General features: G+C 68.5%; 15 protein-coding genes. 3 read left to right on the top strand and 12 right to left on the bottom strand.

Features of this window, described 5'->3' with window-relative positions; all coding sequences use genetic code 11:
* Nucleotides 1–8: 8 nt before the first annotated feature.
* The 3 genes from AC1DFU_RS16030 to AC1DFU_RS16020 all read right to left on the bottom strand — a co-directional run bounded on the left by AC1DFU_RS16030 (nt 9) and on the right by AC1DFU_RS16020 (nt 4,615).
* Complete coding sequence (locus AC1DFU_RS16030; protein WP_092297888.1) at nt 9–1,700, bottom strand: MBL fold metallo-hydrolase; 1,692 nt, start codon at nt 1,698–1,700, stop codon at nt 9–11.
* A 113-nt stretch (nt 1,701–1,813) separates the two neighbouring features.
* Nucleotides 1,814–4,192, bottom strand: coding sequence for a DNA polymerase II (locus tag AC1DFU_RS16025; RefSeq protein ID WP_441590890.1), 2,379 nt, complete (start codon nt 4,190–4,192; stop codon nt 1,814–1,816).
* Nucleotides 4,193–4,243: 51 nt separating this feature from the next.
* Nucleotides 4,244–4,615: a c-type cytochrome gene (locus AC1DFU_RS16020; RefSeq protein WP_441590892.1), complete on the bottom strand. Its 372-nt coding sequence runs from the start codon at nt 4,613–4,615 to the stop codon at nt 4,244–4,246.
* Nucleotides 4,616–4,894: 279 nt separating this feature from the next.
* Between AC1DFU_RS16020 and AC1DFU_RS16015 the strand changes: the two genes are divergently transcribed.
* Complete coding sequence (locus AC1DFU_RS16015) at nt 4,895–10,390, top strand: trifunctional serine/threonine-protein kinase/ATP-binding protein/sensor histidine kinase (protein ID WP_477159671.1); 5,496 nt, start codon at nt 4,895–4,897, stop codon at nt 10,388–10,390.
* Here the strand turns inward: AC1DFU_RS16015 and AC1DFU_RS16010 are convergent.
* From AC1DFU_RS16010 to AC1DFU_RS15985, 6 genes are all read right to left on the bottom strand, one after another.
* The gene (locus tag AC1DFU_RS16010; RefSeq protein ID WP_441590895.1) at nt 10,362–11,924 is read right to left on the bottom strand and encodes an efflux transporter outer membrane subunit; all 1,563 of its coding nucleotides are present in this window, start codon (nt 11,922–11,924) and stop codon (nt 10,362–10,364) included. The genes AC1DFU_RS16015 and AC1DFU_RS16010 overlap by 29 nt on opposite strands.
* Nucleotides 11,925–11,929: 5 nt before the next feature.
* Nucleotides 11,930–13,912, bottom strand: a complete 1,983-nt coding sequence (locus AC1DFU_RS16005; RefSeq protein ID WP_441590897.1) for a glycosyltransferase family 2 protein — start codon at nt 13,910–13,912, stop codon at nt 11,930–11,932.
* Nucleotides 13,913–13,914: 2 nt separating this feature from the next.
* Nucleotides 13,915–15,180 carry a hypothetical protein gene (locus tag AC1DFU_RS16000; protein WP_369823508.1) on the bottom strand — a complete coding sequence of 422 codons (1,266 nt, stop codon included), beginning with the start codon at nt 15,178–15,180 and terminating at the stop codon, nt 13,915–13,917.
* Nucleotides 15,181–15,312: 132 nt separating this feature from the next.
* The gene (locus tag AC1DFU_RS15995) at nt 15,313–16,662 is read right to left on the bottom strand and encodes an HlyD family secretion protein (protein WP_441590899.1); all 1,350 of its coding nucleotides are present in this window, start codon (nt 16,660–16,662) and stop codon (nt 15,313–15,315) included.
* A gap of 582 nt (nt 16,663–17,244) precedes the next feature.
* Entirely contained in the window at nt 17,245–18,144 is a 900-nt protein-coding gene (locus tag AC1DFU_RS15990) for an SDR family oxidoreductase (RefSeq protein ID WP_441590901.1), read from the bottom strand.
* A 19-nt stretch (nt 18,145–18,163) separates the two neighbouring features.
* Nucleotides 18,164–18,928 carry an SDR family oxidoreductase gene (locus AC1DFU_RS15985; protein WP_441590903.1) on the bottom strand — a complete coding sequence of 255 codons (765 nt, stop codon included), beginning with the start codon at nt 18,926–18,928 and terminating at the stop codon, nt 18,164–18,166.
* Between the two features lie 142 nt (nt 18,929–19,070).
* On the opposite strand from AC1DFU_RS15985, the gene AC1DFU_RS15980 reads away from it, so the two are divergent.
* Both AC1DFU_RS15980 and AC1DFU_RS15975 read left to right on the top strand, forming a co-directional pair.
* Nucleotides 19,071–19,982 (top strand): LysR family transcriptional regulator, encoded by a 912-nt coding sequence (locus tag AC1DFU_RS15980; protein WP_092297906.1) that lies wholly within the window; start codon nt 19,071–19,073, stop codon nt 19,980–19,982.
* A 114-nt stretch (nt 19,983–20,096) separates the two neighbouring features.
* Nucleotides 20,097–20,237 (top strand): hypothetical protein, encoded by a 141-nt coding sequence (locus tag AC1DFU_RS15975; protein ID WP_177219974.1) that lies wholly within the window; start codon nt 20,097–20,099, stop codon nt 20,235–20,237.
* 24 nt (nt 20,238–20,261) lie between these two features.
* On the opposite strand, the gene ccsB is transcribed toward AC1DFU_RS15975, so the two are convergent.
* Genes ccsB through AC1DFU_RS15960 form a run of 3 tightly spaced genes read right to left on the bottom strand, consistent with a single transcriptional unit; the run spans nt 20,262 to nt 26,628 of the window.
* Nucleotides 20,262–21,446 carry a c-type cytochrome biogenesis protein CcsB gene (gene ccsB / locus AC1DFU_RS15970; protein ID WP_441590905.1) on the bottom strand — a complete coding sequence of 395 codons (1,185 nt, stop codon included), beginning with the start codon at nt 21,444–21,446 and terminating at the stop codon, nt 20,262–20,264.
* Nucleotides 21,443–23,479 carry a cytochrome c biogenesis protein ResB gene (locus AC1DFU_RS15965; protein ID WP_477113762.1) on the bottom strand — a complete coding sequence of 679 codons (2,037 nt, stop codon included), beginning with the start codon at nt 23,477–23,479 and terminating at the stop codon, nt 21,443–21,445. The genes ccsB and AC1DFU_RS15965 overlap by 4 nt, the downstream gene beginning before the upstream one ends.
* Nucleotides 23,476–26,628, bottom strand: a complete 3,153-nt coding sequence (locus AC1DFU_RS15960) for an efflux RND transporter permease subunit (RefSeq protein ID WP_441590908.1) — start codon at nt 26,626–26,628, stop codon at nt 23,476–23,478. Before AC1DFU_RS15960 ends, AC1DFU_RS15965 begins: the two co-directional genes overlap by 4 nt.
* Nucleotides 26,629–26,642: the final 14 nt, after the last annotated feature.

Raw genomic sequence — 26,642 nt, 5'->3', positions numbered from 1 at the left:
TTTGTGGCTCATGCCGAAATCAGATGCCAGACCGCCTCGGTCTCGCGCGCCACGCCGTCTTCCTCGAGCTTGCGCAGGTGGGCCAGCAGCGAGCGCTGCGCCACCGGATGCATGCGCTCGGGCACGTCGTCGTAGACGCTGGCGAGCAGCGTGCCGATATCGGCCGGCGCCAGCGCGCGCAGCGCGTTCAGCACCTTGGCCTCGCGCTGCTGCCGATGGCGAATCAGCAGCCGGATGGCATCCCGGGGGCGCGGCATCAGGAAGCCGTGGCCCGGCGCAATCCACTCCAGGTCTTCGTCGAGCAGCGCCTGCAGGGACGCCAGATAGGCGCGCATGTCCCCATCGGGCGGATTGATGACGACGCTGGAACCCTGCATGACGTGGTCGCCCGTGAACAGCGTCTTCTCTTCCTCGAGCAGGTAGCAGAGATGGTTCGATGCATGCCCCGGCGTGTGGACCACCCGCAGCGTGGCGTGCGGGCCGAGCACGATGCGCTCTCCGTGCTCGGGCATGCGGTCCGGCGCGAAAGTCTGGTCCTGGCGGTCCTGCACGGCCGTGACGCGCCCCCAGACCGGCGCGCCGGTGGCCTCGCGCACCGCCACGGAGGCGGGCGAATGGTCCAGGTGGGTATGCGTGACGAGAATCCACTTCACCGGGCCCGGCGCGGCGGCCAGCACGGCGGTGATATGGGCCGGATCGGCGGGGCCGGGATCGATCATCGCCCAGGTGTTGTCCGCGCCGCCGCCCACGAAGTAGGTGTTGGTGCCGGGGCCAGTCATCACGTTGCCGTTGTCCGCCGTGACGCGCCAGACCCGTTCGGAGAGCTTCACCGCTGCGCCCGGCGCCAGCGCGTAGCGGCCATGGCCGGCGCCATCGGGGTCGATCCGGGCGATTTCGGCGTACGGCGCTTCCTCCGGCATCACCGGCCGCACGCCCTTGGGGCCGGTGGCCAGGCGCGGCATGATCTGCACGATGTTGCGCAGCTTTTGGGCATGGTCGAAGCACGCCTGCGCAGTCGGGAAGTGCGAAATCGACTGGAGCATGCGCCGCGTGACGTTGACCAGGGAGATCTCGTTCGCCGGGTCGAGCGCATCGACGGGCCGCATCCAGCGATGCTCGACCGCTTCAACGCCATCGTGCCGCGCGGTCTGCCCAGCCGGCGCCAGCGCGAAGAAGAAGCGCGTGTCGAAGCGCTTCGGCAGGCCCGGCGGCGTCAGCCAGTGGCTGCCGTAGGCCAGTTGGTCCACGGCGAGGCGCACGCCCAGCCGTTCGCAGACATGGGCGATGCCGGCGCCGCCGTAGCCGGCGGCTTCGCGCAGGCTGCCGTAGGTGTCCGCGTCGAGTGCATCGAGATCCACATTCTGGCCGTTGGCATCGCGGGCGAACAGCAGGCCGGCTTCCTCGAACGCTTCGCGTGCGGCGCAGAGGTAATAGTCGAGCCCGTTTTTGTCGACATTGAGCCGGGCGCTGGCGGCGGCATCGTCGAGGCCATCGCACAAGGGGTGAAGTGCCGTATCCTGCTCATCGAGTGTGCCGCCCGGGAAGACAAAGGCACCGGCGCTGCGGTCGTCGTCGCGCTGGGGGCGGCGCATCATCAGCACCTCCATGCCCGCCGGGCCGTCGCGTAGCACCAGCACGCTGGCGGCGGCGCGCAGGGCTTTGGAGCGAACGGGGGCGGCAGTGGCGTGGGTCTCGGACATGGACGGAATGGGGCGCAGTATCAGAACAGGCGCCAAGTGTAATGGGTTCGGGCGGTTCGAATCTGCCGCGATGCAGCAGGAATCCCGCGCTGCTCTTGGGATGGGGGCGGATTTCAGTCCGGAAACAGCGCCATCTGCCCAGTCAGCAGCGTGTCGAAATCATCGTCGAGGAAGGGCAGGATGGCGTCGGCAATCGGCTGGAGCTGTTTTGTGATGTAGTGGTCATAATCGATCGGCGACTGGCGCGGATCGAGCGTCTCCATCGGCATCGGCCCGGCCACCGTCATCACATAGCTGATCCAGCCGCCGTTCTGGTACTGGCGCGGGCGGCCCTGGCTATCGTTATAGGCATCGGCCAGCCGCGCGGCGCGCACGTGAGGCGGGACGTTGCGCTGGTAGTCGCCAAGCTGGCGCCGCAGGCGCTTGCGGTAAACCAGTTGCGCGTCCAGTTCGCCGGCCAGCGTGCGGCGCACGATGTCCCGCACATAATCGCGGTACGGCTCGCGGTTGAAGATCATCGCGTAGAGCGTCTGCTGGAACTGCTGCGCCAGCGGCGACCAGTCCGTACGCACCGTCTCCAGCCCCTTGAACACCATCTCGGCGCGGCCATCGGCACGCATGACCTGACCGGCGTAGCGCTTCTTGCTGCCCAACTCGGCGCCCCGGATGGTTGGCATCAGGAAGCGCCGGAAGTGGGTCTCGAACTGGAGTTCCAGCGCGCTGTCCAGGTCGAAGGTCTGGCGCAGGTGGTCGCGCCACCAGTCGTTGACGTAGGCGACAAGTTCACGCCCGATGCGTGCCGCATCATCCTCGGCATGGGCGCCGCGCAGCCAGACGAAGGTGGAATCGGTGTCGCCATAGATCACGTCATAGCCGCGCGCCTCGATCAGCAGGCGCGTCTGGCGCATGATCTCGTGGCCGCGCATGGTGATCGACGACGCCAGGCGCGGGTCGAAGAAGCGGCAGCCGCTCGATCCCAGCACGCCGTAGAACGCATTCATGATGATCTTCAGCGCCTGCGAGAGCGGCTTGTTCTGCTCGCGCTTGGCCGCCTCGCGGCCCTGCCAGATCCGGGCGACGATGGCCGGCAGGCAGTGCTTGCCGCGCGAGAACCGCGCGCCCCGGAAGCCGGGCACCGAATCGGCGTCATCGGGGTGGGCCAGCCCCTCCACCAGCCCAATCGGATCGATCAGGAAGGTGCGGATGATCGATGGATACAGGCTCTTGTAGTCCAGCACCAGCACCGACTCGTACAGGCCGGGGCGCGAATCCATGACAAAACCGCCGGGGCTGGCCTCGGGCGCCAGTTCGCCCAGATTCGGCGCCACGTAGCCCTGCCGGTGCATCAGCGGCATATATAGATGTGTGAAGGCGGCCACCGAGCCGCCGCTGCGGTCGGTCGGCAGGCCGGTGACGGTGGCGCGCTCCAGCAGGAAGGTCAGCAGCTCGGTGGCGGCGAAGATGCGGGTGACCAGCTCGCAGTCGCGCAGGTTGTAGCGTGCCAGCGCGGGCTTGTCCTCGGCGAACATGCGGTCGATGGCGTCCATGCGGTCGTAGGGGTTGTCGATCGCCTTGCCTTCGCCGAGCAGGGTCTGGGCCACCGACTCCAGGCTGAACGACGGGAAGCTCCACGTGGCGCCGCGCAGCGCCTCGATGCCGTCGATGATCAGCCGCCCGGCCGCCGCCGCGAAGTAGTGCTGCTGCCTGGCGTGCTCGCGCCACTCCATCTCGGCGCCGCCCCGGCCCAGCCGCAACGGCACCTGGAACTGCACTGCGTGGGCCTGCAGCACGCGAAGATCGAACTGAACGAGGTTCCAGCCGATGATGGCGTCCGGGTCGTGCTCGGCCAGCCACTGGTTGAGTTTTTCGAGCAGGGCGGGGCGGGTGTCGCAGTATTCGAGCGCGAAGTCCAGCGGGGCCGGATCGCCCGCCGGCGCCGGGCCGAGCATATAGACCTGCCGCTGGCCGCAGCCTTCCAGCGCAATCGAATACAGCTCGCCATGGGCGGTGGTTTCGATATCGAGCGAGACCAGGCGCAGGGTGGGGCGATAGTCGGTGGCCGGCTTCATCTGCGCTTGGCGCAGCACGCCGTGCGCGTCCGGCTGGCCGTCGAACCAGACCGGCGCGGTGATGAAGCGCTCCATCAGGTAGCGCTCGGGCGGGCGGATATCGGCCTCGTAAACATCCACGCCAGCCTGCCGCAGCGCCTTGTCGATCCGGATCAGCTGGCGGTGCTGCTGGCAGTAGAGCCCGAGCACGGGCCGGCGGTGGAAGTCCTGCAACTCGAGCGGGCGCAAGTCCACATCGCGCTCGCCGCGCAGCAGCGGCTCGGCCTGATCGCGCTGGGCCTCGGGCACGAAGGCCACCGACGGCTGGGGCGGCAGGCGCAGCAGGCGCGGCCCCTGGTCCGTGGCCAGCCAGAAATCGACCTCGGTACCGGCGGGAGTATCGCGCCAGTGCCGGGTCAGGATGAAGCCCTGCTCAAGTGCCACGCTGGAAGCCTATGGAAAACCTGTGGGGAGGTGCTGGCGGGATTCTAGCCCCTACCGAACCGTTTGCAGGAAGGCCAGCAGGTCGGTGATCTCGCTGTCGTCGCCGATGCCCCAGAAGCGCATCTTGTTGCCCGGCACCACCTTGTTCGGGGCGTGGATGAAGGCGCGGAGCGTCTCGGGGGTCCAGACCACCTTCGACGTCTTCATGGCATCGGAATAGCGGTAGTCGGAAGTCGTGCCCGCCGGCCGGCCAACGATGCCGTTGAGGTGGGGGCCGAAGGTGCCGCGCGCCGCCGGGCCGATCTTGTGGCAGGAGGCGCACTTGCGGTCGAACACGGCACGTCCGGTCTCGATATCGCCGGCGGCATGGGCGCTGGTCTGGATGGCGATGCCGGCCAGGAGCGCGAGGAAGGGGAAACGCATGGTGGGTAAGCGAGGGGAATTGCAGCGGCGACAGTGTAGCCGCCCCCTCGGCTTTTCCCTTCGTCACCCCGAAAAATCGGCCGAATCACGATTCGACATGGCCTGATAACTATCATTATCTCGACCCGATATTTAAGCCGACAACAGCGGGCCGCCAGACAGCCCTGAAACTCGGACAATCCTGTCGCGCGGTGCCTTCCGGGCAGCTTGCGGCTGGCGGCTTGGTATATGCTGTCGCGGCGCCTTTTCGCGCATAGATATAGACAGGTGCCGGTGCCAATGAATGACAGCGTGAAGATGCAGTGGGACGATGGGGAGCGCGTCTTCCATCGAGGGCGGCACCCGGGCGGCGGCAACGGGCCGACCGTCCTGCTGGCGCGGCCCGCCGCCGAGCACCCGCTGCCTGCCTCGCTGGATCGCCTCGCCCACGAATTCGGCCTGAAGGACGAACTGGATGGCAGCTGGGCCGCCCGTCCGCTGGCACTGGTCCACGAAGGTGGCCGGAGCCTGCTGATCCTGGAGGACGCCGGCGGCGAACCGCTTTCGCAGCAACTGGGCGTGCCGATGGAGACGGAGACGTTCCTGGGGCACGCCATCGGCATCGCATCGGCACTGGGCAAGCTGCACCAGCGCGGGCTGGTCCACAAGGACCTCAAGCCCACCCATATCCTCGTGAATTGCGCCGACGGCCAGGCCCGGCTCACCGGTTTCGGCCTTGCCTCGCGGCTGCCACGCGAACGGCAGGCCCCGGAGCCGCCCGAGACCATCGCCGGCACGCTCGCCTACATGGCGCCCGAGCAGACCGGGCGGATGAACCGGTCGATCGACTCGCGCAGCGACCTCTATGCCCTGGGCGTCACGCTGTACCAGATGCTGACCGGTGTGCTGCCATTCGTGGCGACCGACGCCATGGAGTGGGTCCACTGCCATATCGCCCGCCTCCCGGTGGCGGCGCGCACGCGGGTGGAGACCATCCCGGACATGCTCTGCGACATCGTCGCGAAGCTGCTGGCCAAGACGGCCGAGGAGCGTTACCAGACCGCCGCCGGGCTCGAGCATGACCTGCGGCGCTGTCTGGACGACTGGAGGCGGCAGGGCAGCATCGACGCACTCCCACTCGACGGGCACGGCACGCGCGACCGGCTGCGGATACCCGAGAAGCTGTACGGGCGTGAGCAGGAGGTCGATACGATGCTCGACGCCTTCGCGCGGATCGTCGACGGCGGCGTGCCGGAGATGGTGCTGGTCTCCGGCTATTCCGGCATCGGCAAGTCGTCGGTGGTCTATGAACTGCACCGGGTGCAGGTGCCGCCGCGCGGGCTGTTTGCGTCCGGCAAGTTCGACCAGTACAAGCGCGACATCCCGTATTCCACGCTGGTGCAGGCCTTCCAGGGCCTGGTGCGCTCGCTGCTCGGCAAGCCCGATGCGGAGCTCGAACGCTGGCGCGGCGCGCTGCTGGAGGCGCTGGAGCCCAATGCGCGGCTCATGACGGACCTGATCCCGGAACTGAAGCTGATCATCGGCGAGCCGCCGCCGGTGGCCGAACTGGAGCCCCAGCAGGCGCAGCACCGCTTCCTGCTCGTCTTCCGGCGCTTCATCGGCGTATTCGCCCGGGCCGAGCATCCGCTGGCGCTGTTTCTCGACGACCTCCAGTGGCTCGACGCCGCCACGCTGGCCCTGCTGGAAGACCTGCTGAGCCATGCGGACCTGCGCTATCTGATGCTGATCGGCGCCTATCGCGACAACGAGGTCGACGACGCGCATCCGCTGGCGGGCACGCTGCGCGCCATTCGCGGCAAGGGCGTCAGGATCGACGAAATCCGGCTGGCGCCGCTTACCGGCGGCCATGTCGAGCAACTGGTGGCAGAGTCGCTGCATGGCGAGCCGGCGCGCATCGCGCCGCTGGCGCAGTTGATCTGGGACAAGACCGTCGGCAACCCGTTCTTCGTGATCCAGTTCCTGCACGGGCTGGTCGATGAGAACCTGCTGACCTTCGACCATGCCGCCCGGGATTGGCGCTGGGAGGCCGACCGCATCCACGCCAAGGGTTACACCGACAACGTGGTGGAGCTGATGGTCGGCAAGCTGGCCCGCCTGCCCGACGCGACCCAGCAGGCCTTGCAGCAACTGGCCTGCCTCGGCAACGTCGCCGGCATCACCACGCTCTCGACCATCCTCGGCATGGCCGAAGGGCAGGTCCATGCGGCCTTCTGGGAGGCGATTCGCCAGGAGCTGGTCGAGCGGCAGGAGGGCGCCTACGCCTTCGTGCACGACCGGATCCACGAAGCCGCCTATTCGATGATCCCCGAAGCCTCGCGCGCCGAGGCCCACCTCCGGGTCGGGCGGCTGATTGCCGCCCAGACGGCACCGGGCGAGCGCCAAGGCGCGATCTTCGAGATCGTGGGCCAGCTCAACCGGGGCGCGGCGCTGATCGCCGAACAGGAGGAACGGGACCAACTGGCGGAATTCAACCTGCTTGCCGGCGAGCGCGCCAAGGCGGCGACGGCCTACGCCTCGGCGCTCACCTATTTCGCGGCGGGCGCGGCACTCCTGAACGACGACGGCTGGGTCCGCCGGCCTGCGCTGCGATTCGCGCTGGAGTCGGGTCGCGCCCAGTGCGAGTTCCTGTCCGGGCAGGCGCCGGTGGCCGAAGCGCGGTTCGCGGCGCTGTCCGCGCGCGCCACGACGACGGTCGAACGTGCCCAGGTCACCTGCTGGCAGGTGGACATCTACGTGGTGCTCGGCCAGCGCGACAACGCCATCGCCGTTTGCCTCGCCTTCCTCCGCCATGTGGGGATCGACTGGTCCCCGCACCCGGACGAGACCGCGGTGCAGGCCGAGTACGCGCGCATCCGGTCCCAACTCGGCGATCGGCCGATCGAAACGCTGATCGACTTGCCGCCGATGGAGGATCCCGCCTCGATCGGCACCGTCGACGTCCTGATCAAGCTTTTCGTGCCGGCGTCGCATACGGATGCCAACCTCGCGTCCCTGACCATCTGCAAGGCGACCAACCTCAGTCTGGAGCACGGCAACGCCGATGCCTCGTGCGTGGCCTACACCAACGTGCCCCGGGTGGTCGGGCGGCGCTTTGGCGACTACGCGCGCGCCTTCCAGTTCGGCCAGCTTGGCTGCGAACTGGCGGAGCGGCGCGGGCTCGATCACTACGAAGCCCGCACCTACCTGTCCTACGCGCTGTTCGCCCGGCGCTGGGCGGAGCCTGTGCGGACCACCAACGACCAGTTGCGCCGCGCCTTCGACGCCGCGAACCGGACTGGCGACGTGCCGTTCGGCGCCTTCGTCTGCAACAGCCTCGCCGCCAACCTGCTGTTCATCGGCACGCCGCTGGCGGAGACCCAGAGCGAAGCCGAACGCGGCCTGGCCTACGTGAAGATGAAGCGCTTCGGCCTCGTCATCGGCTTCATGGAGACCCAGCTTGCGCTGATCCGGATGTTGCGCGGCCTGACGCCGGCATTCGGCAGCCTGGACGACGCGCAGTTCAACGAAGCCCAGGTCGAGGGCCGCCTGCCCATGGGCTCCATCCTGAACGCCTGCTGGTACTGGATCCGCAAACTGCAGGCGCGTTATGTCGCCGGCGACCATGCGGGCGCCCTGGAGGCCGCGTCCCGGGCAGAACCGCTGCTGCCGGCCGCGCACGGGTTCATCGAAGAGGGCGAGTACGTCTTCTATAGCGCGCTGGCCCGGGCCGGCCTGTGCACCGCCATGCCAGCCGACGACCGCCAGCCACATATGGACATCCTGGCCGCTCAGCAGCGCGAACTCCGCATCTGGGCCGATCTCTGCCCGGAGAACTTTGCCGGCCATGCCGCGCTGGTGGCTGCCGAAATCGCCCGGCTCGAAGACCGTGTGGTGGACGCCGAACTTGGCTACGAGACCGCCATCCAGCTCGCGCAGGATGGCGGTTATGTGCACAATGAGGCGCTTGTCAACGAACTCGCGGCACGCTTCTATGCGGCGCGTGGTCTGGCGAAGATCGCCCGTGTCTATTTGCGGGACGCCCGTTACGGCTACCTGCGCTGGGGCGCTGCGGGCAAGGTGCGGCAGCTGGAGGCCGAGTATCCGCAACTGCGGACGGAGGAAGCCGCGCCCGGGGCGACGAACACCATCGCCACGCCAGTCGAACATCTCGACCTTGCCACCGTGATCAAGGTGTCACAGGCCGCCTCGGGCGAAATCGTCCTGGACAACCTGATCGAGATGATCATGCGCACGGCCATCGAGCAGGCCGGCGCCGAACGCGGCCTGCTGATCCTGTCGGACGGCGGCGAACTGCGAATTGCGGCGGAAGCCACGACCGGCAGCGACGCGATCCTGCTGCAACTGCGCGCGGCGCCCGTGAGCGCGGCCATGCTGCCGGAATCGGTCCTCTACCATGCCCTGCGCACGCGCGAGAACGTGTTCCTCGACGACGCCGTGGCCGAGCCGTCCTTCTCCGCCGACCCGTACATTCGCCAGCATCGCGCCCGCTCCGTGCTCTGCCTGCCGCTGATGAACCAGGCCAAGCTCATCGGCGCGCTGTACCTCGAAAACAACCTGACCGCCCGCGTGTTCTGCCCGGCCCAGATCGCGGTGCTGAAGCTGCTGGCCTCGCAGGCCGCCATCTCGCTGGAAAACGCCCGGCTGTACCGCGACGTGGCGGAACGGGAAGCGAAGATCGGGCGACTCGTGGACGCCAACATCATCGGGATCGTCTTCTGGCGGGGCGAGGGCGAGATTCTCGAAGCCAATGATGCCTTCCTGCGCATGGTGGGATATGAGCGCGAGGAACTGCTCTCGGGGCGCGTGGGCTGGGACGACCTGACGCCGCCGGAATTGCGCCCGGTCAACCACCATGCACTGGCCGAGGCCGTGCGGACGGGGCACGCGCGGCCCTTCGAGAAGGCGTACGTCAGGAAGGATGGCAGCTACTTGCCGGTCATCGTTGGCCTGGCCACGTTCGAAGCCGGCCGGAAGGAGGGCGTGGCGTTCGTGCTCGACCTGACCGAGCGCAAGCAGGCCGAGGAAAGGGTCCACCAGGGCGAGCAGCGCTATCGCGAAGTCCAGGCCGAACTGGCGCACGCCAACCGCGTGGCCACCATGGGGCAGCTTGCGGCGTCGATCGCGCACGAAGTCAGCCAGCCGATTGCGGCGACGGTGACCAATGCGCAGGCGGCACTGCGCTGGCTGGGCGCCAAACCGTCCAATATCGACGAGGTGGGCCAGGCGCTCACCCGTATCGTCAAGGACGCCAACCGCGCGGGGGACGTGCTCGGGCGCATCCGCCAACTGATCAAGAAGGCGCCGCCGCGCAAGGAGCTGGTGGACATCAATCAGGCGATCGGCGAGGTGGTCGAGCTGACCCGTGGCGAAGCCGACAAGGGCCGCGCCACGGTGCAGGCGCAGCTTGCGGACGGCTTGCCAGCCATCGAAGGCGACCGCGTGGAACTGCAGCAGGTGCTGCTCAACCTGATCATGAACGCGCTGGAGGCCATGGGCGGCATCGGCGACGGTGCCCGGCAATTGCTTATCCGCACCGTGCAGGCCGAGGCCGGCAGCGTGTTGGTGACGGTGAGCGACACCGGCCCAGGCTTTGCGCCGCAAGACGCCGAGCGCGTGTTCGCCCCGTTCTACACGACCAAGGCCACGGGCCTGGGCATGGGGCTGTCGATCTGCCGGTCGATCATCGAGGCCCACGGCGGCCGGCTCTGGGCGAGCCCGAACCAGCCCCGGGGCGCCGTGGTCCAGTTCACCGTGCCTGCGCAACCGGCTGCGTGACGGCCGGCGTGGCAGCTTTCGCGGCGGGGGCGGCTGGCGCGGCTGGCGCGCCGGGTGCGGGCTGGGCCGGCTGGGCCACCGTCGCCTGCGTCCATCCGCCGCCGAGCGCCTTGTACAGGCCCACCCGGCTGGTCAGCCGCGCGAGGCGGATCGTCACCAGCGTCTGCTGGGCGTTGTAGAGCTGCCGCTGGGCATCGAAGACGCCGAAGTAGTCATCCACCCCGTTCTTGAAGCGGATTTCCGACAGGCGCCGCGTCTCGGTAATCTCCTTCGCCAGCGCCTCCTGCGCAGCCGTCTGGCGGTCGTAGGTGCCGCGCGCGGCCAGCCCGTCGGCCACTTCGCGGAACGCACCCTGGATGGTCTTCTCGTAGGCGGCCACGTTGATGTCCTTCTGCACCTCGGAGACGGTCAGGCGCGCCTGATTGGCGCCCGCATTGAAGATCGGCAGGGTGATCTGCGGCGCGAAGACCCAGGCCATGCCGCCCGAGAACAGCCCCGCCAGCGTGCTGCTGGCCGCGCCGACGCTGGCGGTCAGCGAGATGGTCGGGAAGAAGGCCGCCCGCGCCGCGCCGATATTGGCGTTGGCCGCCTTGAGCCGGTGTTCGGCGGCCATGATGTCTGGCCGCTGCTCGAGCACGGTGGAGGGCAGCCCGGCCGGCAATTCGGCCACGAAGGAATTGTTCTCGAACGGCTGCGGCGCCGGCAAGTCGGCCGGCAGTTGCCCGCCGATCAGCAGCGCCAGCGCGTTTTCATCCTGCGCCACCTGGCGCGTGTACTGCTCCACGCCCACGCGCGCCGTCTCCAGCTGGGTCTGGGCGCGATGGGTGTCGAGCTGGGCCATGCCGCCCGCGCGCTTGCTGCGGTCGATCATCTGCGCGGCGTCTTCCTGCACCTTGAGCGTGTCCTGCGAGATCTTCAGCAGTTCCTGATCGGCCCGGAGCGTCAGGTAGGCACTGGCAACCTCGGCCACAAGGCTGATTTGCGCGCTGCGGCGCACCTCCTCGATGGCGAGGTATTGCTCCAGCGCCTCGTGCTTGAGGCTGCGCACCCGGCCGAACAGGTCCAGTTCGAAGGCGTTGAAGCCCACGCCGGCGGTCCACGCGTTGATGATCGGGTCCTGCCCCGGCGGGCGCAGGTCGCCGCTGATGCGCGAACTGGCGAAGCCGGCGCTGCCATTGATGGCCGGGAACTGCGCCGCCCGCTGGATGCGGTACTGCGCGCGCGCCTGGTCGATCGACAGCGTGGCAATGCGCAGGTCGCGATTGTTGGCCAGCGCGAGTTCGATCAGCCGGCGCAGGCGCGCATCGGTGAAGAAATCTTCCCAGCCCAGGCTGGCGGCGGGTGCCTGCGCCTGCGCTTGCCCCGGTGAGGCCGCCTGGGCACCGGATGCGCCAGATTGGTACGCGGCGCCGGTCGGCCATTGCTGGGGCACCGGCGACTCGGGCCGCTGGTAGGTGGGTTCGAGCGTGCAGGCGACCAGCGCCAGCGGGAGCAGGGGGACTAGGTAGCGCATCGTCGTGATTGTCTTGGTCATGGTGGTTATCCCGAAAAAGCGCGTCGCAGCAGCTGGGCGATGGCCACGCCGGGCCGGCCACGGTCTGCGATGTTGTGTGCGGGCTCGCTGAACAGCAGGCGGATCAGGCGGTGGCGGGCGGCCGTGTCGGGGCGCAGCGCCACGCCGGCGAGGTTGCCGCGCGCACGCGCCACGCGGCAGGGCACCCAGCCCAGCGGTTCCAGCCAGATCGCCCCTTCGGCGCCGTCCATGCCGCGCGTGACGGCCGCGTTGCCGTCGAGCAGCAGGCCCGCGCCGTTGCAGGAGAGGTCGCGCGTGGTGCCGTGGAATTCGTAGGCGTTGCCATCCTTGCCGAAGAGCCGCAGCACGGCGCGCTCCCGGTGCGGAAAGCGTTCTTCCTTGCGGGGGCGCGGCAGCTCGAAGCACACCAGCAGGGAGGCGAAGTACAGCACCATCGACACCAGCGTCCAGCCGATGTTGAAGGCCAGGCCGGGCGCCGAGCCATCGGCGGCCACGGCACGCGCCAGCCCCATGCCGGTGAGCAGGAACATTCCGCCGTAGAGCGCGGCGAACTTGCCGTGGATCACCAGCTTCGAGCGGTCCAGCCCCTTGTTGGTGACCTTGAACGGTCGCCCGAACGGCTTGAACACGGCGCTGGCCAGCGTGGCGGTCACCGCCAGTGCCGCCACGATCTGGGTGACCTCGGTGAAGATCGGCATCGCCCGCGAGCCGGTGATCCAGATGCTGTAGGCCCAGTACAGCAGCAGCGCCGGCACGCCATAGGCGAGGAACTGGACCGGATCGCCATATAGCGTCGGCACGTTGAAATACCAGTAGAGCAGGGGGCCGGCCAGCAGCATCAAGGTGAACGGGCGGCTCAGCCAGTGGAGCAGGCCGTGCACGTAGTGCAGCCGCTGCCGCAGCGAATAGCCGCGCCCGCGCAGGGGACCATCGGCGGTGAGCGCCACCTGGATCGTGCCCAGCCCCCAGCGGCTGCGCTGGCTGATGTATTCAGGCAGCCCTTCGGCAGACAGGCCCACGCTGAGCCGCTCGTTGAGCCAGCGCGTGATGTAGCCGTGCGGCATCAGGCGGTAGGTCAGGTGGATGTCCTCGGTGACCGTGCCGGTCGGAAATCCGCCGATCTTGGTCAGCGCGTCGCGCCGCACCACGAACGAAGTGCCGATGCAGAACGCGGTGCCCCAGGCGTCCTTGGCCGGCTGCATGACGTCGAAGAAGGCCCGCTGCTCGTCCACCCAGCATTCGGTCGAGCGCAGGTTGTACTGGATCGGGTCGGCGTTGTAGTAGAACTGCGGCGTCTGCACCACGCCGACCACGGGGTCGTCGAACAGGCCGATGATGCGCAGCAGGATGTTCCGGTTCGGCGCGAAGTCCGCGTCCAGGACCATGATGAACGGCGCGCCGCCCGCCTCCGCGCTGTGCTGCAGCCCGTTATTGAGGTTGCCAGCCTTGGCGTGGGTGTTGTCCGGACGGGTCACGTAGCGCGCGCCGACCGTGCCGCAGAAGTCCTTGAGCCAGTCGCGCCGGGTATCGTCGAGCACCCAGACGCGGAAGTTGGGATAGTCGATGGCCAGTGCGGCGACGATGGTCTTTTCGAGTACGTCCAGCCCCTCGTTATAGGTGGCGATGAAGATGTCCACCTGCGGCACCTCGGGGCTGCGGCGCAGGACCGCCTCGCCGGCATCGGCCGCCGCGCTGTGGTCCGAGGTGCGCGTCAGCGTGACGATCGAGATCAGCGTGTAGGCAATCGTCAGGGTCTCGAAGCCGAAGAACGCGTACGACCACACGCTCGGGAAGTCCATGCGCCAGTCCGGCAGGGTCTGCGTGCAGCGCCAGACGTAGTAGCACGACAGCAGCACCCCGGCGGCGATGCCGAACAGCCAACGGTCCGCCGCGCGATGGCGGCTGCCGCGCAGGCATAGCACCGCGATCAGGAAGGCGCCGGCGTTGATCTCCATCAGCATCCGGTTTTCGAGAAAATCGGCGAACATCGTCACTCCTTGTTGGCGACATTGGCGGTGTCGGCCTGTCGTCCGCCGGGCTGGAACGGATTCCAGCCGGCCGCGGCCAGGATGGCCCACGCGGTGGCCCCGAGGTGGGGCAGGTGGTAGTAGTAGAAATCGTCGGTGGTGCTGTCCGGGCCGATCTGGAGACCGGTGCGGATGCGGCGCTCGGGCGTGGCAAAGAGGTAGCCCGAGGGCGCCCGCTGGGCCAGCAGCAGCGGCCAGAGCGGGCGGGCCTCGTCCTCGCGGCCCATGGCGCGCAGGACCAGCGCGGCCTGTCCGGTGCCTTCCGTCCAGACGCCATCGGGGCTGGCGTTGAAGCCGTAGCCGCCGCCCACGGCGTGGCGGCTCCGCGTCCAGTCCAGCGCGCGGCGCCAGGTATTGGCCGATTCGGGCACGGCGATCAGCGGCCATAGCGAGGCATCGAGCGCGGACGGCCCGGCGTTGAGCGAGCGCCCATCGTCGCGCGTGCCGATGACGAAGCGGCCTTCGCCGGGCTGCCACATCGCCTCCACGAAGCGCTTGGCGCGGTCCGCGCCGGTGCGCCAGCGCGGGTCATCGCTGTAGCGGCCCAGCCAGCGGAAGGCCGCGTAGGCATCGACATTGTGTTCGGTGGACTTCCAGCCCTGCCGCTGCGGCGCGGGCTCATGGCCGAAGAAGCCGCCGATAAAGGCCGCCGGGGGCTCGCTGGCGAAGGTCTGCTTGTCGATCCAGCCCATCAGCGTGCCGGCGGTGTCCAGGTAGCGACGGTCCTGCGTCGATTCATAGACCGCCAGCAGCAGCAGCGCGGCCCAGGCGACATTGCCGGTGGCCGTGCCCACCTGGTAGCGGTCTTCGAACCATTTCTTGCTCGGCTCGTCCCACCAGCCCGGCAGCGGCACCGGGCCATCGGGCACGGCGCCGGCGCGGTAGGCGTTGCGCACGCGGCCATCGTGGTAGTGGCGGTCACGCGTGACGCCGGCCACCACGCCATCGGCAATCCGGCGCGCGGCGGCGGGCTGCCCGCAGGCAATGAGGGCGATGCCGGCCAGCGCGTTGTCATAGACGAAGGCCGACTGGCGCAGCGGGGCGGGCAGGGGCTCGCCGCCGGGGGCCGGCTCGTAGCTGCCGAGCATGACCGGGCCCTTGCCGGGCAAGGCGCCGACGCGCGCGGTCAGCGCCTGGCAGGCGCCATCGCGCAATTGCTGGCGCGCGGCGTCGGGCGGAACCGGGGGCGCGGCCATGGCGGGGGGCGGCGTGGCGAGCGCGGCGGCCATCAGGCACGCCCCCGCGCACGCCAGCGCTTGGGAGGGTAGGGAATAACGCTGCACGGCGAGGTCTCCTTCCTGCGGGCGTGGGGAACGTGGCGGATTGCCGATCCAGTCGAACGCAATCGAACGCAATCGATCTCAGATCAGGCTCTTGAACCACGGGCGATCGAGGCTGACCTTGGCCCAGTGGCCGAGCGCGCAGCGGTCCGTGCCGCTGCCGCTGCTGCCGGGCAAGTCAGGCAGAGGCTTGTTCAGCTTGGCAATCAGATAGATCTCGTTCTTCTCGATGGGCGGGAAGGGCACGAAGTAGCGCGCCTGGTCGCCATCGGGGGCGCGCGGCAGGATCTCGGACACCGCGCCCGACAGCGGCACGGCCACGCCATCGACCTGCACCTTGACCTTGGCGCCGGGCAGGAGGTCCTTGCTGAGGCTGCGCGGGAACACCGCCACCACGCTCGGCTGGGCGCAGTTGGTGGTGCGCATCAAGGTGGCGCCGGCCGCCACGCGCGTACCCGGCGGGGCGGTCACATCCTCGACGATGCCGCCGCCATAGGCCTTGATGTCGAGGTTGGTGACCCGCTCCACGCGCTCCTGCTCGGCGGCGACGAGTTTGTCGACCGACTGGCCGTACTCCTCCAACTGCTTGATCTCGGCTTCGAGCTGCACGTTCTCCGCGCGCAACTCGTCCTGCCGTTGCGCGAGCGAGCCCAGCGCGCCGTCGGTACTCGACATGTACACCTTGCCGCGCGCCGCCTCGCTGCTGCCGCGTGCGGTATCCAGTTCGGCCTGGATCGCATCCCGATTGCCGGCCAGCACGGTGAGCTGGTTGCGCGAGGCATCGGTATAGGCCTGGCTCACCGCCCCGGCCCACTGCATGGCCTGGTTGCGATTGACGAGGTCGGTCTGTTGGTCGATCTGCTGCTTGGCCACGGAGAGCCGCGCCTCGATGCCGCGCAGCTTGGACGCATGCTCGCGCTGCGCCGCCGACTGGTAGCGCTTGATGTCGTCGCCGGTGGACGCCAGCCGCGCCTGGTTGCCCTCGAGCTTGGCCTTGGCGGCTTCATAGCGCTTCTGGTTGTCGAGTTGCTTGCCGAGCAGTTCCACCAGCAGCGAGCGGTCGGTATTGGGATTCTGGAGCGTCATCAGCGACTGCCCCTGCGCGAAGGTGCTGCCCACAGCCACGATCTGCTTCGTCACGATGCCTTCCACCGGCGTGGTGACGAGGTTCACGGGGCTGTTCACCACGGCGCGCTCGGAAGACCGCGTGAACACGGGCGGGAACATCACGGAGAGGACCACCCAGATGATGAAGGCCACCATCCCGTAGCTGGCCAGCCGCGGCACGATCTGCCACAGTGGCCGCAGGCTCAGCATGCCGCCACGCCGCGCGACGAGGGGGTCGTCGAGCTTACCGCCGGGCGGGGGCGCGGGGGAGGTGGGCCGGCGCGTCGGCAACGTTGGTTTGTTGTCGGGCTTGTCGTTCTGCATGCCATCCTCCGAACAATAGTCAGCGCCCGTCAAAAAACGGGCAAAAGCGTCCCCACCGCGATGGCCGGAGCGGAATCGCGGAAATCACGGGCAAAAGCTGCACCCCGCACGCGGTGTTGGCGCGCGCGGAGGCGCAACGTCGTCGTCCCCAGGTAGTTCTTATGCGCGTGGTCCCGGGCTGTTGCTACGCGCCGGAACTGGCTTTACTTCCAGACCGGGCAGGCAGGCCGGTCATTTGAGAGGCCCACAAAAGCGGACCGGTACAGCGAGGCGATACACGCCCATTGATGCTCCGTCACACCATATCGCGGATGGGATCGGCATGGCATTGCCGGAGCGATTCAAAGGTAGTCAGTTTGACGGGGGCGTGCTGTAAGGAAGTGTAAGGGCTGTATATCGCAATACTTAGTACGGCCGTTCGGTCGGCCGCGTGCGACAAGGGTCATGCGCGCGTCACGCAACACTAGTAATGAAGCGGTGACGTGAGAGCACTGCATCAGGGCATGATGCAGTGTCTCGGTGCAGTTGTGATGGAAGAAGCGTGGGGGAAAATGTTACGAGGTCGTAGAGATTGCAGCGTGCTCACTGCGCGACGCGCGGCACGAGAAGATCTCCCATGCCCACGCGATGGAGCATCTCGGCACGCAGGCGGTCCAGCACGGCGAAGCCGACGTCGGCGCCGTCCTGCGTCGGATCGACATGCACGCGGAACGGCCGCTTGCCGAACGGCGCGTTGACGACATCGACGATGGCGTCGGCCACTTGTCCCGCATCCGCATCGGGCGGCACGATGCCGGCGAACGCGTGCTGGATTTCATCGCCAAAGCCGGGATAAGGGCCCGACTCGTATTCCTCCGCGCGCGCGGTATCGGCAGGCAACCCCGTGTGCGCGAAATGGTTGGTGCCGCTGGTGAACGCGCCCGGGACGATGATCGATGTCTCGATGCCCCAGCGCGACAACTCGCGCGCGTACTGGACCGCGATGGCATCCATCGCCGCCTTCGCCGCGAAGTAGGGGGCGAGGTAGGGCGGGGTGCCGCCGGCCGAGCTGCTGCTCGAGACCCAGACCAGCAGCCCTTGCTTCTGGCGGCGCAGATGGGGCAGCACCGCGCGGTTCACGCGCTGGGTGCTGAGCACGTTGATGTCGTACAGCTGGGCGAATTGTTCCGGCGTGAACGCCTCGGCGGGGCCGAAGGCCATGTGGCCCGCGTTATGCATCAGCACGTCGATGCGGCCCGTGGCGGCGAGGATGCTGGCCACGGCGTCATCGATGGACGGCTGCGACTGTACGTCCAGCTCCACCGTACGCAGATCAGCGTCATGCCTGCGGGCGAACGCAGCCATTTGCGCCACGACTTCGGCATTGCGGCTGGCCGTGTTGCGCATGGAGGCGTAGACCGTGTGGCCGGCCTTGGCGAGGGCCTCGGCGGTCAGGCGGCCGAAGCCGCTCGACGCGCCAGTGATGAGGATGACTTTCTTCATGATGGACTCCGCTCCTGCATCAGATGATGCCGCCGTTGACGCGGATGGTTTGCCCGTTGACCCAGGCGCCATCGGGGCCAGCCAGGAAGGCCACGGTGTTGGCGATGTCCTCCGGCGCGCCCAGGCGCTCCAGCGGGGCGAGCCGGGCGAGGTTGTCGATGACTTCCTGCGGCTTGCCGTCGAGGAACAGGGCGGTGGCAGTGGGGCCGGGTGCCACGACGTTCACCGTGATGTTCCGGCCGCGCATTTCCTTCGTCATCACATGCGTCATGGCTTCCACGCCGGCCTTCGTGGCGGCGTACACCGCGTAGGCGGGCTGGTAGAGGCCGACCACGCTCGACGACAGGTTGATCACTCGGCCGCCGTTGCGCAGGCGGCGCGACGCTTCGCGCAGCGTGTTGAACGTGCCCTTGAGGTTGATGGCGATCTGGCTGTCGAACAAGGCGTCGTCGCTGTCGGCCAGCTTCGCCAACTTCATGATGCCGGCGTTGTTGACGAGGACGTCCACACCACCGAAAGCGGCTTCGGCGGCATCGAACATGCGCGCCACGGCGGCCGGGTCGGCCACATTGGCCTGCTCCGGAATCGCCCGGCCGCCGGCGGCTTCGATTTCGGCGACCAGCGCCTCGGCTTCGCCAGCGCTGCCGGCATAGTTGACGACGACGGTGAAGCCCTCCTGCGCCAGCCGGCGGGCGATGGCGGCGCCGATGCCGCGTGAGGCGCCGGTCACGATGGCGACCTGCTGGTTGGACTTGGCTTGGGTGCTGTTCTGGGTGGTGCTCATGGTTCTTCTCCGGGGTTGGGTGGCCGCCATTCGCTGTGTGGCGCTGCGGGTTGAGTGAACTATGCGCGATTGGAGCGGATAGATAATCGGTCTAAAATTGCCCGCACTTGTTCTGGCAGGGAAACAATCGGCGGAGGGTGGGGTGGACCGGTTCGACGCAATGCGGCTATTTACGCGGGTGGTGGAGCGGCGCAGCTTTACGCTGGCGGCGCACGACATGGAGGTGCCGAGATCGACGGTGACCAAGGTCATCCACGATCTGGAGGGGCGGCTGGGAGTTCGGCTGCTGCAGCGGACCACGCGCGTAGTGCGGCCGACGCTGGACGGGGAGGCGTACTACCGGCGCTGCCTGACCATCCTGGACGACATCGAGGACGCCGAGGGCGCCTTCAACGGCGCCGAGCCGAAGGGGCTGCTGCGGCTGGAGGTGCAGGGCACAATCGCGCGCCATTTCCTGCTGCCGGGATTTCCGGACTTCCTCGCCCGGCATCCGCATATCCAGATCTCGATGAGCGAGGGCGACCGCTGGGTCGACATGGTGCAGGAGGGCGTCGATTGCGTGCTCCGCTATGGCAAATTGCCCGATAGCGAGCTGGTGGCGCGGCAAGTGGCGACCCTGGACCGGCTGACCTGCGCCACGCCGGCTTACCTGGCGCGGTTCGGCACGCCAACGAGCCTGGCATCGCTCGACGGGCACCAGATGGTGGGCATCCGATCGGTTACGACGGGGAATGTCACGCCGCTGGAGTTCGACGTCCACGGGGAAATACAGGCCGTATCGATACCGGCCGTACTGACCGTGACCGGGACGGAAAGCTACCTGGCCGGGATCAAGCTGGGGCTAGGGTTGGCCCAGGTGCCGCGCTTCCATATCGAACGGGAACTGGCCGATGGCGAACTGGTGGAGATCCTGCCGGACACGCCGCCGCCTTCGGCGCCGGTCTCGCTGTTGTATCAGCGGTCCCGGCAGCTATCGCCACGGGTGAGGGCGTTTCTCGACTGGGCCGCCCGGGAATTCGCCGATCGATGCAGAAAAGAGACGGAAAGCGACTGATCGATCATTTCCAGGCGAGATGCTCAATCTCTCGTGATATACCACATACAAAATATTTACAGATGGTGCGACGCATCATATAATGGAAACTCCTAAACGTAGCTGGAGTGCTTCATGGAAGTCGCCACCCTTTTCGCCCTTGCCGTCGCTTTCCTGTTCTCGGGCGTCAGCGTCACCATGGCCATCGCCGATCTCGTCGATCCCCAAGGGGAGCGTGGCGCGGCAGGCGAATTGGTGGACGTGCGCGCGGTGTGAGCGCTTTGTAACCGTCGGCCGCGTTCAGAGTGAACCGTACGAGTGCAGGCCAGCCAGGTACATGTTGACGCCAAGGAAGGCGAAGAGCGTGACGAACAGGCCGGCCACCGCCCACCACGCCAGCACGGGCGCGCTCACCTTGCCCAGCATGCGCAGGTGCAGCCACGCCGCGTAGTTCAGCCAGACCGCCAGGGCCCAGGTTTCCTTGGGGTCCCATGACCAATAGCCGCCCCAGGCTTCCGCCGCCCACAGCGCCCCGAGGATCGTGGCGACCGTGAAACAGGCGAAGCCGCTCGCGATGGCGCGGTACACCGCTTCGTCGATCCATGCCGGATCCGGCATGCGCGACCTCATGAAACGCCGTCCCGACAGCAGGCGCGCGCCGCCGAGCATGGCTGCGATCGAGAACGCGCCATAGGCGAGGAAGTTCGCCGGCACGTGCAGCTTCATCCAATACGACTGCAGCGCCGGAATCAACGGCGTGATCGCGCCTGCGCCGCGCGCGCCGCCATACCAGAACAGGAAGGCGTAGGCCGCGCACAGCAGCGGCAGGGTGAACACCGTGAACCCCGCCGCGCGATAGCGGGACGCCATGTACAGCATCATCAGGCCGGTCAGGATGATGAAGACGACAAACACCTCATAGAGATTGCTGACCGGTATGTGGCCCATGCCGGCACCGATGCGGTACGACTCGTACCAGCGCGTGAGGAAGGCCGCAGCCGCGAGCCCCAGCCCGCTCCACGTGGCAGCACGGCCGATCGCGGCCAGGTGCGCCCGCTGTCCTACCCAGCCGGCGATGGAGGCCAGCGTGGCAACGCCGATCAGCGCGCCCGAGCCCAGCAACACCGGCTGACTCACCGGGCCGCTGGCGAGGTTGCCGACGGCCACGGCGCCGCCGATATCGCGGCCGAGCTGCCAGCAGAGCAGCGATGCCACGGCACCCGTGCCGGCCATGAACGCCCGCAGGGGCGGCCACGCATTGCCGGCATAGACCAGCCCGGCGGCGGCCAGCGCGAGGATCACGACCTCGTAGCCGTCCATGGCCGCCCACCAGCGTGCGTAGCAGACGGCGACCCCGCCCGCCAGCGCGATGGCGAACAGCTTGCCGGGGAGGGCGCCCGCCGGTGGCGGGTTTCCCACCGCAGCGGCGTTCAGGGCGGGGGCGGAGGCACCCGCCGGGGCGGGCTCTGCAATGGCAGTTTTCATGATGGTTCCGATAAGTCACGGTTGCCGGCGTCCACCGGCGGGAGGGGGCCGAGCGGCGCCAGCCATGCAGCCAGTTCCGCTTCGAGCCCGGGCATCTTGCGATTGGCGCGCAGACCGGCCACCGCCACGCGGCTGGCTGGGTCCCACCACAGCCAGAGGCGCCGCTCGCGCACCGCGTACAGCAGCCACACGCCGATGGCCAGCATCGACAGGCTGACGATCAACAGCGCATCGCCACCACGCCGGGCGACCTGCAGGCCGGAGGCGGCGCGCTGGCTGACGGTGCCGGCCAGCGCCCACGCGGGCGCGTCACTGGCCACCATGTCGTCGTGGGCGTTCAGCAGGTCCTGCAGGCGGCGCCGGGCGGAGGCGTCCTGTGGACCCTGCTCGTCGTCCTCGGCGGCCAGCGCGCGCGCGGCGCGCACCACCAGGCCGGAGAGCAGCGTGGTGGCTGCGCCGCGTTCCGCCTCGGGCACCGTCGCTTCCACCAGCGCGGCGATGCCGGGCGAGCCGTCATGGGCGAACACCTCCAGCGCACGGGCCGCCACGTCCGCCATTTCCGCGGAGGGCTTGGCCAGTATCCGGCGCGCCGCACGCTGCCGCGCGGCGGGATCCTGCAGCTGGCGCTCGAATCGCTCGAACGTGGTCGCCGATCCGTCCGCATCGACAGGCACGCGGATGTACTCGTAGCCCTCGCCATCCGCCCGGCGCACGCCGCTGACGAAGTAGCGGTCGCCGCCAAAGGTCAGCGGCCGCAGGTACGTCACCATGGTGCGGGGCTGGCCAGCCGGGTCGCGCAGCACGTATTCGATGGTCGGTCCCAGGTCGGCGACGGTGCCGGAGCGGCCTTCGAGGTAGCGGCGCAGCAGCCCCTGTGCCGGCGCGTTGCCGGTGTCCTGGATGTTGTCCATGCGCAGGTCGCTCGCCTGGAACGTCCAGGGCGCGTTATCGATCAGCAGCGGCACATCGCTGCCCACGGTGGCCGCCAGCGGCACCGCCGCGCCAGTCCGGGAGAGCATGCGCAGGTTCAGCGTGCTGCCACCATCAGCAAATCCGGACTGGTAGAGCGTGACGCCGTGCTCGGCGAGCGGATGGTTGACGCGCAGCGCGTGGCGTGTCGGCGGCTGCCCGGGCAACTGGATCTCCAGGTCGCTGACGAAGTCCCGGGGCTGGCCGTTGGGATAGCGCTCGATGTGGAAGCGGTGCAGCCGCACGGTGAACGGCAGCGGCTGGACCAGATAGCCATCGCCGATGGGGACGATGGCGTTGCTGGCCGATTCACCTTCGGCAAGGGTGAGCTGGCCGCGATAGCTGAGCGTGCCGGCCGGCAGCACGCTGCTGGGCGGCACGGCATCGACGGGCAGGTCGCGGGTCTCGATCTGCTGGAGGCTGGCCAGCACGCGGCCCCGCACGGCGAGATCGCTGTCAAGGAACGCAGCCACGGTAATCAGGACGATTGCGGCGTGCGTCAGGATATAGCCGACGCGCCGCGCGCCACCGCGCCGCGCCGCCACCAGCAGCGCCCCATCGGCAGTCCGCCGTGTGGCGACACGAAAGCGCTCGCGCCGCAGCGCCGGCATCAGGGTGGCCAGCAGTGCGGCCTCGCCTGCGTCGTGACGGAAGCGCACGCGGCAGGGCAGGGTCTCGACGAACTTTCGGTTCACCTGATCCTGCCGATCGAAGACCTGCCGGAGCATGGCGGGCGTATTGCGCACCACGCAGATCGCCGTCGACGTGGACATGACCACCAGCAGCGCGCCGAACCAGCTCGCGTGGTAGACGTCGGTCATGCCGAGGAACACCAGCACCGCCGTCCAGGTCGTGCCGTATTGGGAGACATAGGCGGCCGGCCCGGCGTTCTGCGGCACGATGCTGCCGATGCAGGCCGCCAGCGCCACGATGACGAGGATCGCCACGGCGAAGCGCATCGAGCCAAGCAGGTGATACAACGCGCGGGCCGCCTTCCGCACCCGTTCCCCGAGTGCGATGGGTGCGGGGTGGGCCGATGGCCGGGTTGGGGCGTTCGTGCTCATACCCGTACCTCCCTATCCAGTGTGCCGAGGCGCGGCGCGCGGGCGGCACGCTCGCGGAACAGCATGACGTAGAGCGCCGGCATCAGCAGCAGCGAGAACACCGGCGCCGACAGCATCCCACCCAGCAGTGGTGCGGCGATCCGCTTCATCACGTCAGCGCCCGTGGCGTCGGACAGCATGACCGGCAGCAGCCCGGCAAGGATCACCGAAACCGTCATGGCCTTCGGCCGCAGCCGCAGCAGCGCGCCGCCCACCACGGCGCGGTAGAAGCCCGCCGAGCCGAGGTGCCCGCCATCATGCCGCCAGCGGCCGACCGCCTGGTCGAGGTAGAGCACCATGACCACGCCGAACTCGGTGGCCACCCCGGCCAGCGCGATCAGGCCGATCACAACCGCGACCGACATCTGGTAGTCCAGCCACCACACCAGCCACACGCCCCCGGCCACGGCGGCGGGCAGGCAGAGCAGCACCAGCAGCACGCGCCGCAGGCTGCGGAAGTGCAGGTAGAGCAGGCCCAGCACCAGCGCAGCCGTGGCGATGCCGATCAGTGCGAGGTTGGCGGACGCGTTCTCGAACTGCAGGTACTGCCCGGTCCAGGTGGCGGTGTAACCCTGCTGGTGGATGCCGGCCGCCGCCAGCGCGGCGCTGGCGCGGCGGTAGTAGCCGCCGATATCGGCGCCAGCCACGTCGACGAACACGTAGCCGATCAGCTTGGCGTTCTCGCTCTTGATCTCGGTGGGGCCATCGCTGATGCGGATGTGCGCCAGATCGCGCAGTGGCGCGAGCGCGCCGGATGGCGCCTTGACCTGCAGCGCGCCGATGGCGTCCGGCGTCTCGCGTTGCCAGGCCGGCAGCCGCAGCGTCACGGGGATGCGCTCCCGCCCGTCGGTCATCACCGTCAACTGCTGGCCGCCGAGCGCGCCTTCGATCACACCCTGGATGTCCGCGATGCGGATGCCGAGGCGCCCGGCCGCGGCGCGGTCGATGTCGATATCCAGATAACGGCCGCTGCCCGCGCGCTCCGCAAACACCGAGCGCGTGCCTTCCACCCGGTTGAGCACGGCCTGGATCTCGCCGGCCATGGTGTCGATGCCCGCGAGTGTCGGCCCGCTGACCTTGAGCGCGAGCTGGCTGCGGATGCCGGTAGACACCATGTCGATGCGCGTGCGGATGGGATAGCCCCAGGAGTTGGTCAGGCCTGGCACGCGCACGGCGGCGTCCAGCTTTGCGATCACGTCCTCGATCGACGTGCCGGGGCGCCACTGGTCGCGCGGATGCAGGCGGATAGTGGTCTCGATCATCGACAGCGGCGCCGGATCAGTGGCCGAGTCCGAACGACCCACCTTGCCGAACACGTGCTCGACCTCCGGTACCTGCAGGATCATGCGATTGGTCATCTGCAGGAGGTGCTGCGCCTCGGCGGCGGAGACCGATTGCAGCGTGGTCGGCATGTAGAGCAGGTCGCCTTCGTCCAAGGGCGGCATGAACTCGCTGCCCAGCCGGTAGAGCGGCCACGCGGCGCTCAGCACCAGGGCGAGGCCGGCGACCAGCGCCAGACGGGCATGGCGCAGCGTGCCGAAGAGCAGCGGCGCATACACGGCACGCAGGACACGGCTGACGGGGTTGCGGGATTCGCCACGGATCTTGCCGCGCACCGCGTAGCCCATCAGCACCGGCGTCAGCGTGATGGCCAGCCCGGCCGCGAAGGCCATCGCATAGGTCTTGGTGAAGGCCAGCGGGAAGAACAGCTTCGCTTCCTGCCCCTGCAGCGCGAAGACCGGCAGGAAGGACACGGCGATCACCACCAGCGAGAGGAACAGCGAGGGGCCCACCTCGTTCGCGCTGGCGCGCACCATCTCCCAGCGGCGCGCGGGTGCGGGGTCGGGTTCCTTTTCCAGGCGCCGGTGCATGCTTTCCACCATGACGATGGCGGCGTCCACCATCGCCCCCACGGCAATCGCGATGCCGCCCAGCGACATGATGTTGGCGGTGCTGCCCTGCAACCGCAGCACGAGCAGGGCGCCGAGAATGCCGACCGGCAGCGTGACGATGGCGGTCAGCGACGAGCGCAGGTGCAGCAGGAACACCAGGCAGACGAGCGCGACGGCCAGCGATTCCTCGATCAGTTTGGTGCGCAGGGTATCGACGGCGCGCAGAATGAGCGAGGAGCGGTCGTACTGGATGGTCACCTTCACGCCCGCCGGCAGACCGCCCTGCAACTGGCCCAGGCGCGTCTTGACCCGCTCGATGGTGTCGAGGGTGTTCTGGCCCTGGCGCATGACCACAATGGCGCTGGCGGCATCGCCGTGACCGTCCACGTCGACGGCACCCTCGGTGGGGCGCGGCACGGTGGCGATGGTGGCGACATCCCGGAGCCGGATCGCGCCGCCGTCTGCACTGTTCGCCACGGGAATCTCGGCCAGGTCGGCAGGCTTGCGCAGCAGGCCATTGGCGCGCACCACCAGTCGCGAGCGCGCCAGCTCGAACGCGCCGCCCTCGATGGCCTGGTTGCTCTCGCGCACGGCGCCGGCAACATCCGCGATCGAGAGATCGAGCGATGCCAGCCGCTGCGGATCCACCTGGATCTCGTACTGCCGACCCTTGCCACCCACACCCGCGATTTCCGCCACGCCGGGGATGGCGCGGAGTTCCGGCGCGAGATAGTAGTCCTGCAGTGCCTTGAGCCGATCCGGCGGCACCTGCCCGGATGGGTCCTCCAACGCGTATTCGAGGATCCAGCCCACGCCCGAGGCATCCGGACCCAAGGTGGGCGACACGCCGGCGGGCAGGCGGTCGCGGATCTGGTTGAGTTGCTCGGTCACGCGCGCACGCGCCACGGCAGGCGCCACGCCATCACGAAAGACGATGTACAGGTAGGACTGGCCGTACATGGAGAAGCCGCGCACGGCGTCGGCATCCGGAATGGACAGCATCGCGCTGGCCAGCGGATAGGTCACCTGATCCTCGACCAGCTGAGGCGGCTGCCCGGTGTAGTCGGTCTTGACGATGACCTGCGTATCGGAGAGATCGGGCAGGGCATCGAGCGGCAAGCTGCGCAGCGAGACGATGGCCGCCGTGCAAAGCATCGCCGCGGCAAGCAGGACGGCCGCGCGATGCGCTATGGACCAGTCGATGATGCGTCCTATCACGATATGTTCTCCGT

The organism is Cupriavidus sp. 10L45 (genome assembly GCF_056395225.1).
This window is presented reverse-complemented; position numbering and strand designations above follow the sequence as displayed.

Excerpts from the sequence above, each read along its gene's own strand:
- AC1DFU_RS15985 (WP_441590903.1), bottom strand. The coding sequence starts at position 18,928 with ATGAGCACCACCCAGAACAGCACCCAAGCCAAGTCCAACCAGCAGGTC.
- AC1DFU_RS16000 (WP_369823508.1), bottom strand. The coding sequence starts at position 15,180 with ATGGCCGCCGCGCTCGCCACGCCGCCCCCCGCCATGGCCGCGCCCCCG.
- AC1DFU_RS15990 (WP_441590901.1), bottom strand. The coding sequence starts at position 18,144 with ATGAAGAAAGTCATCCTCATCACTGGCGCGTCGAGCGGCTTCGGCCGC.
- AC1DFU_RS16010 (WP_441590895.1), bottom strand. The coding sequence starts at position 11,924 with ATGACCAAGACAATCACGACGATGCGCTACCTAGTCCCCCTGCTCCCG.
- ccsB (WP_441590905.1), bottom strand. The coding sequence starts at position 21,446 with ATGAAAACTGCCATTGCAGAGCCCGCCCCGGCGGGTGCCTCCGCCCCC.
- AC1DFU_RS16020 (WP_441590892.1), bottom strand. The coding sequence starts at position 4,615 with ATGCGTTTCCCCTTCCTCGCGCTCCTGGCCGGCATCGCCATCCAGACC.
- AC1DFU_RS15995 (WP_441590899.1), bottom strand. The coding sequence starts at position 16,662 with ATGCAGAACGACAAGCCCGACAACAAACCAACGTTGCCGACGCGCCGG.
- AC1DFU_RS15975 (WP_177219974.1), top strand. The coding sequence starts at position 20,097 with ATGGAAGTCGCCACCCTTTTCGCCCTTGCCGTCGCTTTCCTGTTCTCG.
- AC1DFU_RS15965 (WP_477113762.1), bottom strand. The coding sequence starts at position 23,479 with ATGAGCACGAACGCCCCAACCCGGCCATCGGCCCACCCCGCACCCATC.
- AC1DFU_RS16015 (WP_477159671.1), top strand. The coding sequence starts at position 4,895 with ATGAATGACAGCGTGAAGATGCAGTGGGACGATGGGGAGCGCGTCTTC.
- AC1DFU_RS16005 (WP_441590897.1), bottom strand. The coding sequence starts at position 13,912 with ATGTTCGCCGATTTTCTCGAAAACCGGATGCTGATGGAGATCAACGCC.
- AC1DFU_RS16030 (WP_092297888.1), bottom strand. The coding sequence starts at position 1,700 with ATGTCCGAGACCCACGCCACTGCCGCCCCCGTTCGCTCCAAAGCCCTG.